Raw genomic sequence first — 16694 nt, 5'->3', positions numbered from 1 at the left:
TAAGCTATAGCTTGTGAAGTTGATGAAAATAAAACACTCAAAAAATGTTAAATATTTCACAACTTTTACTGAATAATTATACATAAAGCTATAAAGATGACGCATAGTTAGTCATCGATATCAACGTAAGCAGTGTTGATATATCTGTCGGGATGACGGATAAGCAAAGGGAGAATTGCAATGGCTCTTTATGATCCAAGTCTTGAGAAAGACAACTGTGGATTTGGCTTGATCGCGCATATGGAAGGCGAACAAAGCCACAAGCTGGTACGTACAGCAATTTCTGCACTTGACCGCATGACTCACCGTGGTGGTATCGCCGCCGATGGTAAAACTGGTGATGGTTGTGGTCTTCTATTACAAAAGCCCGATTCCTATTTACGTCTTATTGCCGAAGAAAATGGTTTCAACCTTGGCAAGCAATACGCCGTAGGGATGATTTTCTTCAACCAAGATCCAGTCAAAGCTCAACTCGCTAAAGACATCGTCAACAAAGAACTGGCGCAAGAGACGCTAACTGTGGCTGGTTGGCGTGAAGTACCAACTAATTCAGAAGTACTCGGTCCAATTGCGGCCAACTCGCTTCCAAATATTCAGCAAGTCTTTATCTCTGCACCGGCAGGTTGGCGCGAGCGTGACATTGAACGTCGCCTCTACATCGCACGCCGTCGCATCGAGAAACAAATCACCGAAGATCCGGATTTCTACATCTGTAGCTTGTCGACTCAAGTTTTGGTGTACAAAGGCCTATGCATGCCTGCGGACTTACCGCGCTTTTATCTTGATCTTGCCGATCTACGTATGGAATCTGCTATCTGTCTGTTCCACCAGCGTTTTTCTACCAACACTCAACCGCGTTGGCCATTAGCTCAACCGTTCCGCTACCTTGCTCATAATGGTGAGATCAATACCATTGAAGGTAACCGACAATGGGCACGCGCTCGTGCTTATAAGTTCTCGTCACCACTGCTGCCTGACCTACAAACTGCAGCACCGTTTGTGAACGAGACAGGCTCAGACTCGTCTAGCTTAGATAATATGCTAGATCTCTTTTTAGCTGGCGGCATGGATATCTTCCGTGCCATGCGTATGCTCGTACCGCCAGCATGGCAAAACCACCCGGATATGGATCCGGATTTGCGTGCGTTTTACGATTTCAACTCCAAACACATGGAACCATGGGATGGCCCAGCAGGTATCGTACTGTCCGATGGTCGTTATGCTGCTTGTAACCTAGACCGAAACGGTCTACGTCCTGCGCGTTATGTAATTACCAAAGACAAGCTGATCACTCTGGCATCTGAGGTAGGGATTTGGAATTACGCCCCAGATGAAGTTGCCAAAAAAGGTCGTGTAGGTCCGGGGGAATTGCTCGTCATCGACACTCGTAAAGGTAAGCTTTGGCAGTCTAGCGAGATCGATAATGACCTGAAATCTCGTCACCCTTATCGCGAATGGATGGAGAACAACGTTCGCAAACTAACACCGTTCTCTCAGCTGCCTGAAGATCAAGTAGGTGAGCGCAGCTTTGATGAAGACTTGCTTAAGACTTATCAAAAGCAGTTTGCCATGAGCAATGAAGAAGTCGATCAAGTATTGCGTGTCCTCGGTGATATGGGGCAAGAAGCCGTCGGTTCGATGGGTGATGACACCCCGATGGCGGTTCTTTCTTCGAAAGAGCGCTTGGTGACTGATTACTTCCGTCAGAAGTTCGCGCAGGTCACCAACCCACCAATCGATCCGCTGCGTGAGAAACACGTCATGTCGCTAGCGACCAGCATCGGCCAGGAGATGAACGTCTTCTGTGAAACCGATGGCCACGCGCATCGTGTAACCTTTGATTCTCCAGTACTGCTCTATTCAGACATGCAGCAACTACTAGAGCTGAGTGACGATCATTACCGTAATACCATTCTCGATATCAACTACGACCCACAACAAAAAGATCTTAAACAAGCCATTAATGATCTGTGTGAGCAAGCAGAGCAAGTCGTTCGTGAAGGCACGGTTTTAGTGGTTCTTTCGGACAGAGCCTTGGTCAAAGGTAAGTTACCAATTCCGGCAGCAATGGCAGTCGGCGCCGTTCAAACTCGTCTGATTGACGCGAACTTACGTTGCGATGCCAACATTGTTGTTGAGACCGCAACAGCTCGTGACCCACACCAATTTGCTGTCTTGCTTGGCTTTGGTGCTACTGCGGTTTACCCATACCTTGCTTATGAAGCTTTAGGTAAACTGATTGATGATAAAGCACTAGAGAAAGACTACCGCGATGTGATGCAAAACTACCAATACGGCATCAACAAAGGCCTGTACAAGATCATGTCGAAAATGGGGATCTCAACCATCGCCTCTTACCGCTGCTCACAACTGTTTGAAGCAGTTGGCTTGAGCCAAGATGTGGTCGATCTGTGTTTTAAAGGCGTCACAACTCGAATTGAAGGCGCGAATTTTGACGACTTCCAGCAAGATCTTACAAACTTATCTCGTAAAGCATGGGCGAAACGCAAATCGATTGATCATGGCGGCTTGTTAAAGTACGTCCATGGAGGTGAATATCATGCTTACAACCCGGATGTCGTCGGCACGCTGCAACAGGCCGTTAAATCTGGCGAAAGTAACGACTATCAGAGCTTTGCTAAGCAGGTAAACCAACGCCCTGTTGCCATGCTGCGTGACTTAATGTCGCTGAAAAAATCAGACTCACCGCTGCCACTTGAGCAAATAGAACCACGCACTGAACTGTTCAAACGCTTTGACTCAGCGGCAATGTCCATTGGCGCACTTAGCCCAGAAGCGCATGAAGCACTTGCAACGGCGATGAACCGTCTTGGTGGTTACTCTAACTCGGGTGAAGGCGGTGAAGATCCTCGCCGTTTCGGTACTGAGCGTAACTCACGTATCAAACAGATTGCTTCTGGCCGATTTGGTGTAACGCCGCATTACCTGACTAATGCGGATGTACTGCAAATCAAGGTGGCACAAGGTGCGAAACCGGGTGAAGGTGGACAGCTACCAGGACACAAAGTCACCGCAGAAATCGCAAAACTGCGTTATTCGGTACAAGGCGTGACTCTGATCTCCCCTCCTCCGCATCACGATATCTATTCGATTGAAGATTTGGCCCAGCTGATCTTCGACCTTAAACAAGTCAACCCGAATGCGCTGGTTTCGGTAAAACTCGTCTCCGAGCCAGGTGTCGGCACCATCGCAACGGGTGTAGCCAAGGCTTACGCTGATCTTATTACCATTTCGGGTTACGACGGTGGTACCGCAGCAAGCCCATTAACTTCGGTAAAATACGCTGGTAGCCCTTGGGAGTTGGGGTTGGCAGAGACACAACAAGCTCTGGTTGCTAATGGTCTGCGTCATAAGATCCGCCTACAGGTAGACGGTGGTCTAAAGACTGGTTTAGACGTAGTTAAAGCCGCAATTTTAGGTGCAGAAAGCTTCGGTTTTGGTACTGCGCCAATGGTCGCTATGGGTTGTAAGTTCCTACGAATTTGTCACCTCAACAACTGTGCAACTGGGGTTGCGACTCAAGACGAGACACTGCGTAAAGAATACTTCAAAGGTCTACCAGAAATGGTGATGAATTACTTCATCGGCCTGGCAGACGAAGTACGTGGATTACTTGCTGAACTTGGCGTTGAAAAAATGACTGACTTGATTGGTCGTACCGATTTACTTGAGGCAGTAGAGGGATTTACAGCGAAACAGACCAAGCTGGATCTATCCAATATTCTAGAAGCTCCAGTATCACCTGAGGGCCATCCGCTATTTTGGACAGAGCCAAACAAACCGTTTGATAAAGCTGAGCTCAACCAAAAGATCGTTGATGATGCCATGCATGCGGTCGAAAACAGTCAATCGGCAAGTTTCTTCTACAATGTCATCAACACTGATCGTTCTGTTGGTGCACGCTTATCTGGCGAAATAGCAAAACGCTATGGCAACCAAGGGTTGGCGGCTTCCCCTATCAAAATCTATCTTGACGGCACCGCAGGCCAGTCCTTTGGTGTTTGGAACGCAGGTGGTGTAGAGCTTTACCTCACGGGCGATGCGAACGACTACGTGGGAAAAGGCATGGCGGGTGGTAAAGTGGTTATCAAACCTCACCTTGGCACTGCATTTAAGTGTAATGAAGCAACCATCATTGGTAACACCTGTCTGTACGGCGCGACCGGCGGTAAACTATTTGCAGCCGGTAAAGCAGGTGAGCGTTTCGGCGTACGAAACTCAGGTACGATAGCCGTCATTGAAGGTGCTGGCGATAACGCTTGTGAGTACATGACTGGCGGTATTGTTGCCATTCTTGGTGCGACAGGTGTGAACTTTGGCGCGGGTATGACTGGAGGCTTTGCCTATGTTCTGGATGAGAACCAAAGCTTTGAAGGTCGAGTTAATACTGAGTCTGTCGAAGCCATCTCATTGTCCGATCTTTACATCCACCAAGAACATTTGCGTGGCCTAATTGCGGAACACCTTGAAGAAACAGGGTCGAGTCATGCTGAAAATATTTTGGCGAACTTTGATGAATGGATTCCAAAGTTCTATTTGGTGAAACCACAAGCGGCAGATCTTCGCACGCTACTTGGTCACCAGAGCCGCAGTGCCGCAGAGCTGCGTGTTCAAGCACAGTAATCATGGAGGATGTTTGAATCATGAGCCAGAACGTTTATCAATTTATCGATGTGCAGCGTGTAGATCCTGCGAAAAAGCCTATCAAAGTTCGTAAGATCGAGTTCGTTGAAATCTATGAACCGTTCACTAAACAACAGGCGACTGCACAAGCGGATCGCTGCTTAGATTGTGGCAACCCATATTGTGAATGGAAATGCCCAGTCCACAACTACATCCCTCAATGGTTAAAACTTGCCAATGAAGGTCGTATTCTTGAAGCGGTTGAACTATCGCATCAAACCAACAGCCTACCGGAAGTATGTGGGCGCGTTTGTCCTCAAGACCGCCTATGTGAAGGTTCATGCACGCTTAATGATGACTTTGGTGCCGTCACCATCGGTAACATAGAAAAGTACATTACCGACAAAGCGTTTGAAATGGGCTGGAAGCCAGATATGTCCAAGGTGGAGTGGACCGATAAAAAGGTCGCAATCATTGGAGCAGGCCCAGCTGGCTTGGCTGCCGCGGATATCCTAGTGCGCAATGGCGTTAAGCCAGTCGTGTTTGACCGCTACCCTGAAATTGGAGGCCTTCTGACCTTCGGTATTCCTTCCTTCAAGCTTGAAAAAGGCGTGATGGAAAACCGCCGCCGTGTGTTCACTGAAATGGGCGTCGAGTTCCGCATGAACATGGAAGTAGGCAAAGATGTCCAAATGCAAGAGCTACTTGATGAATACGATGCTGTTTTCTTGGGCGTTGGCACCTATAAATACATGCGTGCAGGTCTAGATAATGAAGATGCGCCGGGTGTGTATGACGCGCTGCCATTTTTAGTTTCGAACACCTACAAAGTCATGGATCTTGAGAGTAACCAACCCTTTATCGATATGGCAGGAAAGAAAGTCGTCGTACTGGGTGGTGGTGATACAGCAATGGACTGCGTTCGTACCTCAATTCGCCAAGGTGCCTCCAACGTAGTTTGTGCTTATCGTCGTGATGAGGCCAACATGCCGGGATCTCGTCGCGAGGTAAAAAACGCAAAGGAAGAAGGCGTGAAGTTCATGTTCAACCTTCAGCCTTTGGGAGTGGAAGTGGATGCGTCAGGCAAAGTCTCGGGGGTCAAAGTGGTGAAAACCGCACTTGGTGAACCTGATGAAGCGGGTCGCCGACGTCCAGAGCCCGTTGAAGGCAGCGAGCACGTTCTACCAGCAGACGTTGTTATCATGGCGTTTGGTTTCCAGCCGCACAAAATGGACTGGTTAGCACCGTTTGATGTCGATTTGGATCAATGGGGTCGTATCAAAGCCCCAGCGAAGCAAGAGTTCCAGTTCCAGACCAGCAACGAAAAGATCTTCGCGGGTGGCGATGCGGTACGAGGTTCTGATCTTGTCGTAACCGCAATTGATGAAGGACGAAAAGCGGCAGAAGGCATTCTCGATTACCTCGAAGTTTAATCTCAGCTAACCTCACAAAAAGGGTCCTATTATTGGATCCTTTTTCTTTTGTATCCATATAATTAGAAACAAAATTATAAGAGTAAATACAATGAAAAAAGCCGCTCTCCTTTCCATTACTTTGCTCGGCTTAACCGCTTGTAGCCAAGGAGTCACAACCATGACGGATCGTTCTCAATCACCTTGTGGTGACAAACCAAACTGCGTCTCCACCCAAGACACGCGAGAAAAATACAACCTAACGCCATTTATCTTAGTTGATCCAGCGAACATCGACGCGATTGAGCAAGTTGCGCTTGAACTGCCAGGCGCGAAAACAGCGGTGAAAGAAAGCAACTACCTTCGTATCGAGTGCACATCTAAAATCATGCGCTTCGTGGATGACCTCGAACTAAAAATAGCAGGAGACCAACTGATTGTGCGCTCGGAATCTCGTGTGGGCTACTCTGACTTTGGCGTAAACAGAAAGCGCGCCGATCAATTACGAGAAAAGCTCACTCAAGCGAAGCTCATCAAATAGAAAACTGCCAACGGGGAGTGCTATACTCTCGGCCAACTAAAATATTTACTTAAAGAGAGTGTTATGAAAGTTGGTATCATCGGTGCGATGGAACAAGAAGTGACCATCCTGAAGCAAGCAATTACAAACTGCAAAACTGTAAATAAAGCAGGTTGTACGTTTTTCTCTGGTCAAATTAACGATGTTGAAGTCGTCGTACTACAATCGGGCATCGGTAAAGTTGCAGCGGCAGTGGGCACGACAATCCTTCTTGATGAATACCAACCAGACGTTGTGATTAACACAGGCTCTGCTGGCGGTTTCGATTCAAGCTTAAACCTTGGCGATGTAGTTATCTCTACAGAAGTTCGTCATCACGATGCAGACGTAACCGCTTTTGGTTATGAGATTGGCCAAATGGCCGGTCAACCAGCTGCATTCAAAGCGGATGACAAGCTAATGGACTTAGCCGAAAAAGCCCTAGCACAAATGGAAAACACTCATGCGGTTCGCGGCCTAATTTGTACTGGCGATGCGTTTGTTTGTACTGCTGAGCGTCAAGAGTTTATTCGTAAACACTTTCCGTCTGTTATCGCTGTAGAAATGGAAGCATCTGCTATCGCTCAAACTTGTCACCAATTCAACACACCGTTTGTTGTTGTGCGTGCAATCTCTGATGTCGCTGATAAAGAATCACCAATGAGCTTTGATGAGTTTCTACCTCTAGCAGCAAAAAGCTCTTCCGAAATGGTATTCAAAATGCTGGAACTCATTAAGTAAACGACTCATTCATGGAAGAAGTTTTTCAGTCATTTTATGCCAACGGTGCGCTCCTTATAATGTGGGGCGCACTGCTCTTGCACCTTCTAGTGCCAATCCCCCATTCAGCGCACCCCATCACTTTATGGCGAAAGCTAGCAGAACAGCTAGCCAACAAAGTGAACAATAATCACAATTACTCACAGAGTGTAATCTCAGGCAGTCTTGCACTAGGCTTGATGCTGTTTCCTTGTTTGATATTACTGATTGCAGTAAAGCCATTTGTTTGGCAAATCCCTTTATATGAACTGGTTCTATTGATCCTTGCGCTAGACTGGCGCAACAGCGAAACGTTAACGAAACAGCTCGTAACTAGTATGTCTTCGGAAGACAAAGCTCAGTGTCGAGCATTACTGAGACCATACCTTAATCGCGATACTGGTAGCCTCTCGATCGTTGGCATAGGTAAAGCTGGCTCAGAAACCCTGATTATGGGATACAGCCGCAACGTGATCGGCGTGCTATTTTGGTACGCACTAACAGGTGGTATTGGTGCGTTAATGTATCGACTCACAACAGAATTAGCGCGAGTGTGGTCCCCTAGCCGACGCCAATATTTGCCCTTTGGTAAACCTGTGATTCAACTGGTTGCTACTCTGGATATTATTCCACTTCGTCTCTTTGCCATACTTTTAGCTGCCGGAAAGAATACAAGTAATGTGCTCTCTGGAATACAACAGCAAGCGAAGTCTTTGCCCTTACCAGGACCTAGCTGGGTGTTATGTACTATCGGACACAAACTACAACTGTCTTTATGCGGCCCTGCTATCTATCAAGGTGTGCGTGCAGAGCGCGCAAAAATCGGTGGGCGCATTGCGCCATCGGCTATTCACCTTTCACAAATACATACGCTGCTCGTTTGGCGCGTCCTGGCTTGGATCGCAATCCAAAGTTTGCTTTTAGGAATAATTTATCAAGGATTATGATGAATAAATTATGCTTCGCATTAACGCTGTTTGTTTCGACAGCGACCTTCGCTCAACCCGCTCAACGCATTATAAGTTTAGCTCCACATGCCACCGAAATTGCCTTTGCAGCAGGGCTAGGAGAGCAGCTTGTTGCTGTCAGCGAAATGAGCGATTATCCAGAACAGGCAAAGCAGCTAGAAAGAGTCTCAAATTATCAAGGAATTAAATTAGAGCGCATTATTGCTCTTCAGCCGGACTTAGTGATTGCTTGGCCAGCCGGAAACCCCGCTAAAGAGTTGGAGAAAATTAAACAGTTCGGTATTCCTATCTATTACTCCACTACAGGTTCATTAGAAGATATCGCCAATAATATTGAGCAACTCAGCCAATACAGCGAAACTCCACAAGTAGGAAAAAAGGCCGCTGAAGATTTTAGAACGCAGCTGAGTACACTAAAAGAACAGTACAACACGAACGAGAAAGTTAGTTACTTTTATCAGTTGAGTGAAAAGCCTATCATCACTGTCGCTGGAAAGAACTGGCCAAGTGAAGTCTTTACTTTTTGCGGTGGTGAGAACATTTTCGCCGCATCCAGCGCGCCTTATCCTCAAGTTAGCATCGAGCAAGTCATTACTCGCCAGCCAGAGGTTATTTTTACTTCTCGTCACGCAATGAGTAACGATAGTATGTGGGCTGAGTGGAGTAATGAGCTTCTTGCTCTTAAAAACAAACACATCTGGTCCCTAAACTCTGATTGGATTAACCGTCCGACACCACGCACATTGAACGCGATCAAGGAAGTGTGTGAGCACTTTAAAAGCGTTCGTCAAAAACGCTAACGATTTCGTGGCAAATACCGTACAATTTCCGCCCATTTTTTCTCACACTATTTAAAGGTACTAAGTAACATGGACTCCATGCTGCTTTATATGATCGATTTGTTCGGTACCGCTGTTTTCGCTATCTCTGGCGTATTACTGGCGGGCCGTTTAAAAATGGATCCATTCGGCGTTATCGTGCTCGGCAGTGTGACTGCTATAGGTGGCGGAACAATCCGAGACATGGCGCTTGGTGCCACTCCCGTATTTTGGATAACAGATACGACTTACTTATGGGTGATATTTGTTACGTGTCTACTAACCATGCTTGTTATTCGAAGACCCAAGCGACTCTCATGGTGGGTATTACCCGTTTGTGATGCCATCGGTCTCGCTGTGTTTGTGGGAATAGGAGTAGAAAAGGCACTCGCCTACAATGCATCTGGGATGGTCGCGGTGATAATGGGGGTTATTACTGGCTGTGGCGGTGGCATTATACGAGACGTGCTGGCTCGCGAAGTTCCTATGGTATTAAGAAGCGAAGTCTATGCTACGGCATGTATTATTGGCGGCATCTTCCATACGATGGCGGTAAACATGGGTTATGACCACTCAACGGCTTTACTCGCTGGTGTAATCTCAACGCTCATTATACGTCTCGGTGCGATTCGTTGGCATCTATCCCTGCCAACTTTCGCCATTAACCGTTAAACACCAACAACATCACTCATCATGGAGTCGACCAAGTGTCGGCTCCTCTCATTTATGCTCATTTGATTCGCCAATTCTTGGGCAATTCGCTAAATTATCTCAACCATTCCTAACTTTCATTAATCATTATGTTGCTTGAAGGTATTGAAACGTTACTTGTCCTCAGTAAAGAAAAAACCATGAGCCGCACGGGCAGTCAACTCTATATTAGTCAATCTGCCGTGAGTAAACGTATTTCAAATCTAGAGAAGAAGTTAGGAAAAAAATTAATAGAGCCAAATGGTCGGCACATAAAGCTGACCTCCGATGGCCTTGCGCTCATCAACACGATCGAGCCAACGTTCAATGAGTTAAGAGGTCAGATCTATGATCAACAACAAATAGAAGATACTTCTTTGATCAAGATAGACTGCTCTGAAACCTTAGTCGCTGGATACCTCAGCATGATCATGGCAGAACACTTTGCCCATGATCAATACATACGAATATCGACCAATCATACGCCACGCATTATTGAGAATGTGAAATCAGGCAAAGCAACATTGGGATTTTGCGCTGGCTATCTACCACCTCATCATGGATTAATGAGCCTTCACCTCGCCGATGAACCTTTCTCAATTGTCAGTCGACATTCACTTTCCAAACTACCTAAAGCTATTTTGACCAATGACCTAACTAACCCTGCCAACACTTATCAACAAGCTATTTTATCAAAGCACGGAATCGAACCTTTGATGGAAATGGATTCGTATACTGCGGCAGCACAACTGGCTTTGGGCGGAATGGCTCCAGCTTTAATCCCTAAATCTATCCTAAAGACACTTAATATCACACCTAAGTTCTGCTATGACTTTGAAGAGCTAGATCAGTTAGTTCGGCCAATACATATCTGCTTACGTCACAGCACATATCGTAGCGAGCGAGTTAAAGCACTGACAGAATCCATTGCTGATGTTGTTGCCAAAGAAGTTTCGTTGCCATAAGCATCGACATCACTATAACTAGAGGACGAATCCATTTTTGCCCTTTACTTACCACGACCTTCGCCCCTAACTGAGCACCAAGAAAACCGCCAACAGCCATAGTTAAGCCAAGCTTCCACACTGGCAACCCAGCTAAGATAAAAAAGAGTAGTGCCGCTATGTTTGACGTGAAATTGAGGATTTTGGTTCTAGCTGTGGCTTCGACCAAAGAAAAGTGACCTAGTGCAACAAAACAAACAGTAAAAATAGATCCAGTCCCAGGGCCAAAAAAGCCATCATAGAAGCCGATCCCGCCACCAATGCATAGCGCAAACATCGCTTCAGATAACTTTGGTTCTCCATCGATTTTTCGCGTACTTGGCGCGAGTAAAAAATAGAGGGAAATGGCTATCAAAAGAACAGGGATCAAACTGGTGAGTACGCTAGCATCAATAAACTGCACAGCCTCGGCACCGATTGCAGCACCTATAAAAGTGCAGAGTATCGCAAAACGCATTTCCTTTAAGCTGACAATACCGTTACGCACGAAATACCAGCTAGCAGAGAAACTGCCAAACGAACTTTGTAACTTATTGGTTGCTAGAGCTTGAGTCGGACTCAACCCCGCAGCCAAAAGCGCAGGGAGCGTAATGAGCCCTCCCCCACCAGCCATCGCATCAATAAAGCCTGCGGCAGTCGCAACCAAAAATAAGGCCAACAAAATTTCAACCGTGATTTCCACTACACTTCCTTTTTGAAGAGGTATCAAAGAGGAAGAAACGGTAGCATTTATTCACAAAACTACCAATGGAAAGTCAAGACACCAATCTATTCCTAATTTTCATAGAATTAATGCTTAAACTTGACTCCAAACTTTTATATAAAATTTAGTTGTCAGAAAGAATTGAATCACTGTCACAAATCTATTCCTGATAATGAGATCAAACGCTTACCTTTAAATATAAAACTAGACGAATATGAAAGATCTGTTCAGCATGTAGAGTTTACATTGTCAGCGCTCAAGGCCCGATATCTGAGGAAAATACATGACTAGCAACTACCCTTTATCACGACATCAATCCTCAAAAAATAGTGGTAGTATAAGCACCTACCCACTTTATAAATCAAATCATCAACATCGAAATCAAGAAACCATTATCTTATCTATCGAGAGCTTCGATATCGTTGTCAAGAACAATGTAAAAGATAAAGCGAAATTAGAACGTTGGGAAAAGATAAAGGGAATGTTTGAAAATACAGCAAACTATTATGCTACAGGACAGGACTTAGTTTTTATAACCAACTTATCAAACTATTTGTACGGAAATAATAGCTCTGTTATCGTTAAAAATTATTCTGGAGCTCCACATATCATACTCACAGGCTCCCCTGCTATGCACTCAAAGCTTTCTGGATTAGGAAAATTTCTTCCCACTCCAACTGTGGCAAAGTTCGCTGTTGGACCAGAAGGGGCATTACAATCCATTAGAAGTGGGGGCATAATAACAATTATCTTAATATCCACATACAGAGTGATTGACTTTTTCCTCAATGACCGTCAAACCTTAGCCAAACTATTTGGTACTTTAGCTAGTGATATAATCACTATCGGGTTATCGTCAGCTGCAGCAGCTATATTTGTAAACTTTGCCGCAGCAGTGGGTGGCAGTGTTGTAACTTTAAGTGCTGGCCCATTATTAGGGGCTATTTTGATAAGCTCGGCTGTAGGTCTTTTATTGAATAGAGAAAATGATAAACGAGGTTTAACACAGAAGTTAATAGCCTCTATAGATATTTACTTAAAGCAAAGAGATATAGAAGCAAAGAGAAGAGCAAAAGAAGAATATAATGAGATTCAACGTAAAACTCAAAGCATGATTTTCTCGCAAGAAATACAGCGAGGTTTGTTACGATGAAAAAAGGGAGTTACGACCGAACGCAAGTGTTTTTTTATTTAATAATTTTATTAGCATCAGCAATATCACTGTTAATATATGGTTTTGATGGATTGTCAGACTTTTATCTTAACATCTATAATAATGAAAGTTATTCATCTTTTGATCAGGCTGATATTTTGATTATAGGCTCTAGTTTGATCTTATTTGAATGCTCTAGAATGTCCGTAAAAACATTAAAATCAAATAATTTCCTAACTAAAAGTGAGTTTAAAAGCTCTAGTAAGATATTCCTAACTATATCGGTAACTAGTTTTTTTCTTCTTTATCCCTCGCTACTAGCAGCAGATGTTTTTGCAAAAAGTAACGGATACTCTCTTGATACTGAAGAATCAACTTATAACTTAGTCTTAGAAAAAAGAACATATCGAAGCACTCCATAGTTAGTATGTCTTTAAGCTCGACACTGCTTATTTTAACTTTTTCTAATTACCTATCTGCTTAAAGAGTTATGGTCGGCTTAATACCTCAGTCCTACAGCATTAATTTTGTTGCAGCAAGTGGTAGTTCTATTGCTTCATCTTTGGACACATTGCTTGCCATCATTAGCTTAATGATCTTCAAAAGCGAAGCATACCAATCGTTCCTAGCACACTTTAATGCTCTTTATTTTAGAAAAACCTCGATATAAAAAAGCCCGCTCAAATGAGCGGGCAATGAGGTTGTCATGTAAGCCCTGATTAACGAGCTTACTGATTTTTATCTGTTACGCGTCTAGACTCGCTTTCACTTTAGCGTGTAACTCTTGAACCGAAGTTACTGACGCTTTTGCGTCTGCAGTATGAGACATACATGTAGCGAACGCTGCATTCAGTGTCGTTGTGTAGTTCACTTTTTCTGCCAGTGCACCACGGCGTAGAACTTTCGAATCTTCAATCGCTTGACGACCAGCAGCCGTGTTTACGATGTAGGTGTATTCGTTGTTCTTGATGCGGTCAAGAATGTGTGGACGACCTTCGTGTACTTTGTTTACCAAACGTGGGTTAATACCCGCTTCGCCCAGAATTACAGCTGTACCGTGTGTCGCATCCAACTGGTAACCCAGTTTCACTAACTTAGAAGCTAGGTCAACAACACGCTCTTTATCACCTTCACGTACAGACAGTAGCGCACGACCACCTTCAGGATAAACCGCACCACAACCTAGCTCTGCTTTCGCGTAAGCTTCTGCGAACGTTGCACCCACACCCATTACTTCACCTGTTGAGCGCATTTCAGGGCCCAATAGAGGGTCAACACCAGGGAATTTGTTGAACGGCAGAACCACTTCTTTCACTGAGTAGTAAGGAGGGATAATCTCTTTAGTAAAGCCTTGTGACTCTAGAGATTGACCCGCCATTACACGTGCAGCGATTTTCGCTAGAGGAGCGCCTGTCGCTTTCGATACGAATGGTACCGTACGAGCAGCACGAGGGTTCACTTCAATTAGATAAACGTCGTTATCTTTCACAGCAAACTGCGTGTTCATCAAACCGCGCACACCGAGTTCGAATGCTAACTTCTCAACTTGCTCACGCATCTTGTCTTGAATTTCCTGACTTAGCGTGTATGCAGGCAGTGAACATGCAGAGTCACCAGAGTGAACACCCGCTTGTTCGATGTGCTCCATGATACCGCCGATAACGACGCGTTCACCGTCACAGATAGCATCAATATCAACTTCGGTTGCATCATCCAAGAAACGGTCTAGCAGAACTGGAGACTCGTTCGATACGCTTACTGCTTCGTTGAAGTAGCGACGCAGGTCTTGCTCGTCGTACACGATTTCCATCGCACGACCACCGAGTACATAAGATGGACGAACAACTAATGGGAAGCCAATTTCTTTCGATTTCTCAACCGCTTGCTCCATCGTTGTTACTGTCGCGTTTTCTGGCTGAAGTAGACCTAAACGGTCAACAGCGGCTTGGAAGCGTTCACGGTCTTCCGCACGGTCGATAGCATCTGGGCTAGTACCAATGATTGGCACACCAGCCGCTTCTAGAGCACGAGCCAGTTTAAGTGGCGTTTGACCACCGTACTGAACAATCACACCTTTTGGTTTTTCAACGCGAGCGATAGACAGTACATCTTCCAGAGTTACTGGCTCGAAGTACAGACGATCAGACGTATCGTAGTCAGTAGATACCGTTTCTGGGTTACAGTTAACCATAATGGTTTCGTAACCGTCTTCACGCAGCGCAAGTGATGCATGGACACAACAGTAATCGAATTCGATACCTTGGCCGATACGGTTTGGACCGCCACCAAGAACCATGATCTTATCTTTGTCTGTTGGGTTTGCTTCACATTCTTCATCGTAAGATGAGTACATGTAAGCCGTGTCAGAAGAAAACTCTGCTGCACATGTATCCACACGTTTGTAAACCGGATGAATATCAAACTGCTCACGAGCACGGCGAATTTCACTTTCAGCGACACCAAGCAATTTAGACAAGCGAGCATCAGAGAAGCCTTTGCGTTTCATCTGACGAAGCACTTCTTTGGTCAAACCTGCGTAGCCGCCCGCCTTGACTTGTTCTTCGAGTTTTACAATTTCTTCGATTTGAACCAGGAACCAGCGGTCGATTTGAGTCAAGTTGAACACACCGTCGACTGACATACCCGCTCGGAATGCATCGGCGATGTACCAGATACGCTCTGCACCTGCTTCTTTAAGTTCGTGACGAATCTTAGTCAGTGCATCTGGCGCTTCCAGATCGACCATCTCATCAAAACCAGTTGCGCCAACTTCTAGGCCACGCAGTGCTTTATGAAGAGATTCTTGTTGGTTACGACCAATCGCCATTACCTCACCAACCGATTTCATCTGAGTTGTCAGACGATCGTTTGCACCAGCAAATTTCTCGAAGTTAAAGCGAGGGATCTTAGTTACGACGTAGTCGATAGTTGGTTCAAATGACGCGGGTGTTGCACCACCTGTGATGTCGTTTTGTAGTTCGTCTAGCGTAAAGCCAACAGCCAGTTTCGCGGCAATTTTCGCAATTGGGAAGCCTGTTGCTTTTGATGCTAGCGCAGAAGAGCGAGATACACGCGGGTTCATCTCGATGATGACCATACGACCATCTTTCGGGTTGATACCAAACTGTACGTTTGAACCACCTGTTTCAACACCGATTTCACGCAGAACAGCTAGCGATGCATTACGCATAAGCTGGTATTCTTTGTCAGTCAGTGTTTGTGCTGGAGCAACCGTGATTGAGTCGCCCGTATGGATGCCCATTGGGTCAAAGTTCTCGATTGAACATACGATGATACAGTTGTCCGCTTTGTCACGAACGACTTCCATTTCGTACTCTTTCCAACCGATTAGTGACTCATCGATAAGAAGTTCGTTGGTCGGAGATAAGTCCAGACCGCGACGACAGATTTCTTCGAACTCTTCTTTGTTGTACGCGATACCACCACCAGTGCCACCCATGGTGAACGATGGACGAATGATACAAGGGAAGCCAACCATATCTAAAACTTTGTAAGCTTCTTCCATGCTCTTCGCTGTATCTGCGCGAGGACACTCAAGGCCGATAGACTTCATCGCTTTATCAAAACGAGAACGGTCTTCCGCTTTGTCGATTGCATCAGCCGTTGCACCAATCATCTCTACGCCAAACTCTGCGAGAACGCCGTGCTTCTCTAAATCTAACGCACAGTTAAGTGCTGTCTGACCACCCATAGTTGGCAGAACTGCATCAGGACGTTCTTTCTCGATGATCTTGCGTACAACTTCCCACTGAATCGGCTCGATGTAAGTCGCATCTGCCATCTCTGGGTCAGTCATGATGGTTGCTGGGTTAGAGTTAACCAGGATAACTCGGTAGCCTTCTTCGCGAAGAGCTTTACACGCTTGTGCGCCAGAGTAGTCAAACTCACATGCCTGACCGATAACAATCGGACCAGCACCAAGAATTAGAATACTTTGAATGTCAGTACGTTTTGGCATTATCT

12 protein-coding genes are annotated in these 16694 nt (G+C 45.5%); 10 read left to right on the top strand and 2 right to left on the bottom strand.

Translation table 11 applies throughout. The annotated features are described in order from the left end of the window. The first annotated feature begins 180 nt into the window (after positions 1-180). The 8 genes from gltB to R7Z47_RS14585 all read left to right on the top strand — a co-directional run bounded on the left by gltB (position 181) and on the right by R7Z47_RS14585 (position 10815). Positions 181-4644 (top strand): glutamate synthase large subunit, encoded by a 4464-nt coding sequence (gene gltB, locus R7Z47_RS14620; protein ID WP_262606810.1) that lies wholly within the window; start codon positions 181-183, stop codon positions 4642-4644. A gap of 20 nt (positions 4645-4664) precedes the next feature. Beyond that, on the top strand, positions 4665-6077 hold the full coding sequence (locus R7Z47_RS14615; RefSeq protein WP_005381833.1) for an FAD-dependent oxidoreductase: 1413 nt from the start codon (positions 4665-4667) through the stop codon (positions 6075-6077). A 91-nt stretch (positions 6078-6168) separates the two neighbouring features. Further along, on the top strand, positions 6169-6597 hold the full coding sequence (locus R7Z47_RS14610) for a DUF1499 domain-containing protein (protein ID WP_005387371.1): 429 nt from the start codon (positions 6169-6171) through the stop codon (positions 6595-6597). Positions 6598-6660: 63 nt separating this feature from the next. Continuing rightward, a complete protein-coding gene (gene mtnN, locus R7Z47_RS14605; RefSeq protein ID WP_005381837.1) occupies positions 6661-7356 on the top strand; it encodes a 5'-methylthioadenosine/S-adenosylhomocysteine nucleosidase in 696 nt (231 codons plus the stop codon). Between the two features lie 11 nt (positions 7357-7367). Further along, positions 7368-8321, top strand: coding sequence for a cobalamin biosynthesis family protein (locus R7Z47_RS14600; RefSeq protein WP_262606809.1), 954 nt, complete (start codon positions 7368-7370; stop codon positions 8319-8321). Then, a complete protein-coding gene (btuF, locus tag R7Z47_RS14595) occupies positions 8321-9142 on the top strand; it encodes a vitamin B12 ABC transporter substrate-binding protein BtuF (RefSeq protein ID WP_065274181.1) in 822 nt (273 codons plus the stop codon). The genes R7Z47_RS14600 and btuF overlap by 1 nt, the downstream gene beginning before the upstream one ends. A gap of 69 nt (positions 9143-9211) precedes the next feature. Then, a complete protein-coding gene (locus R7Z47_RS14590; RefSeq protein WP_005387377.1) occupies positions 9212-9832 on the top strand; it encodes a TRIC cation channel family protein in 621 nt (206 codons plus the stop codon). 128 nt (positions 9833-9960) lie between these two features. Then, positions 9961-10815: a LysR family transcriptional regulator gene (locus R7Z47_RS14585; protein ID WP_262606808.1), complete on the top strand. Its 855-nt coding sequence runs from the start codon at positions 9961-9963 to the stop codon at positions 10813-10815. Here R7Z47_RS14585 and R7Z47_RS14580 read toward each other — a convergent pair. Next, a complete protein-coding gene (locus R7Z47_RS14580) occupies positions 10757-11536 on the bottom strand; it encodes a TSUP family transporter (protein ID WP_017821480.1) in 780 nt (259 codons plus the stop codon). The genes R7Z47_RS14585 and R7Z47_RS14580 overlap by 59 nt on opposite strands. A 304-nt stretch (positions 11537-11840) precedes the next feature. On the opposite strand from R7Z47_RS14580, the gene R7Z47_RS14575 reads away from it, so the two are divergent. Further along, positions 11841-12710, top strand: coding sequence for a hypothetical protein (locus R7Z47_RS14575; protein ID WP_017633622.1), 870 nt, complete (start codon positions 11841-11843; stop codon positions 12708-12710). Continuing rightward, positions 12707-13132 carry a hypothetical protein gene (locus tag R7Z47_RS14570; RefSeq protein WP_017633621.1) on the top strand — a complete coding sequence of 142 codons (426 nt, stop codon included), beginning with the start codon at positions 12707-12709 and terminating at the stop codon, positions 13130-13132. Before R7Z47_RS14575 ends, R7Z47_RS14570 begins: the two co-directional genes overlap by 4 nt. A gap of 323 nt (positions 13133-13455) precedes the next feature. On the opposite strand, the gene carB is transcribed toward R7Z47_RS14570, so the two are convergent. After that, the gene (carB, locus tag R7Z47_RS14565) at positions 13456-16689 is read right to left on the bottom strand and encodes a carbamoyl-phosphate synthase large subunit (RefSeq protein WP_005381854.1); all 3234 of its coding nucleotides are present in this window, start codon (positions 16687-16689) and stop codon (positions 13456-13458) included. Positions 16690-16694 lie beyond the last annotated feature (5 nt).

Source organism: Vibrio sp. 1641, assembly GCF_033339995.1.
GTDB classification, from domain to species: Bacteria; Pseudomonadota; Gammaproteobacteria; order Enterobacterales; family Vibrionaceae; genus Vibrio; species Vibrio alginolyticus.
The sequence above is the reverse complement of the archived record's forward strand: the minus strand, read 5'-3'. Positions and strand labels throughout refer to the sequence as shown.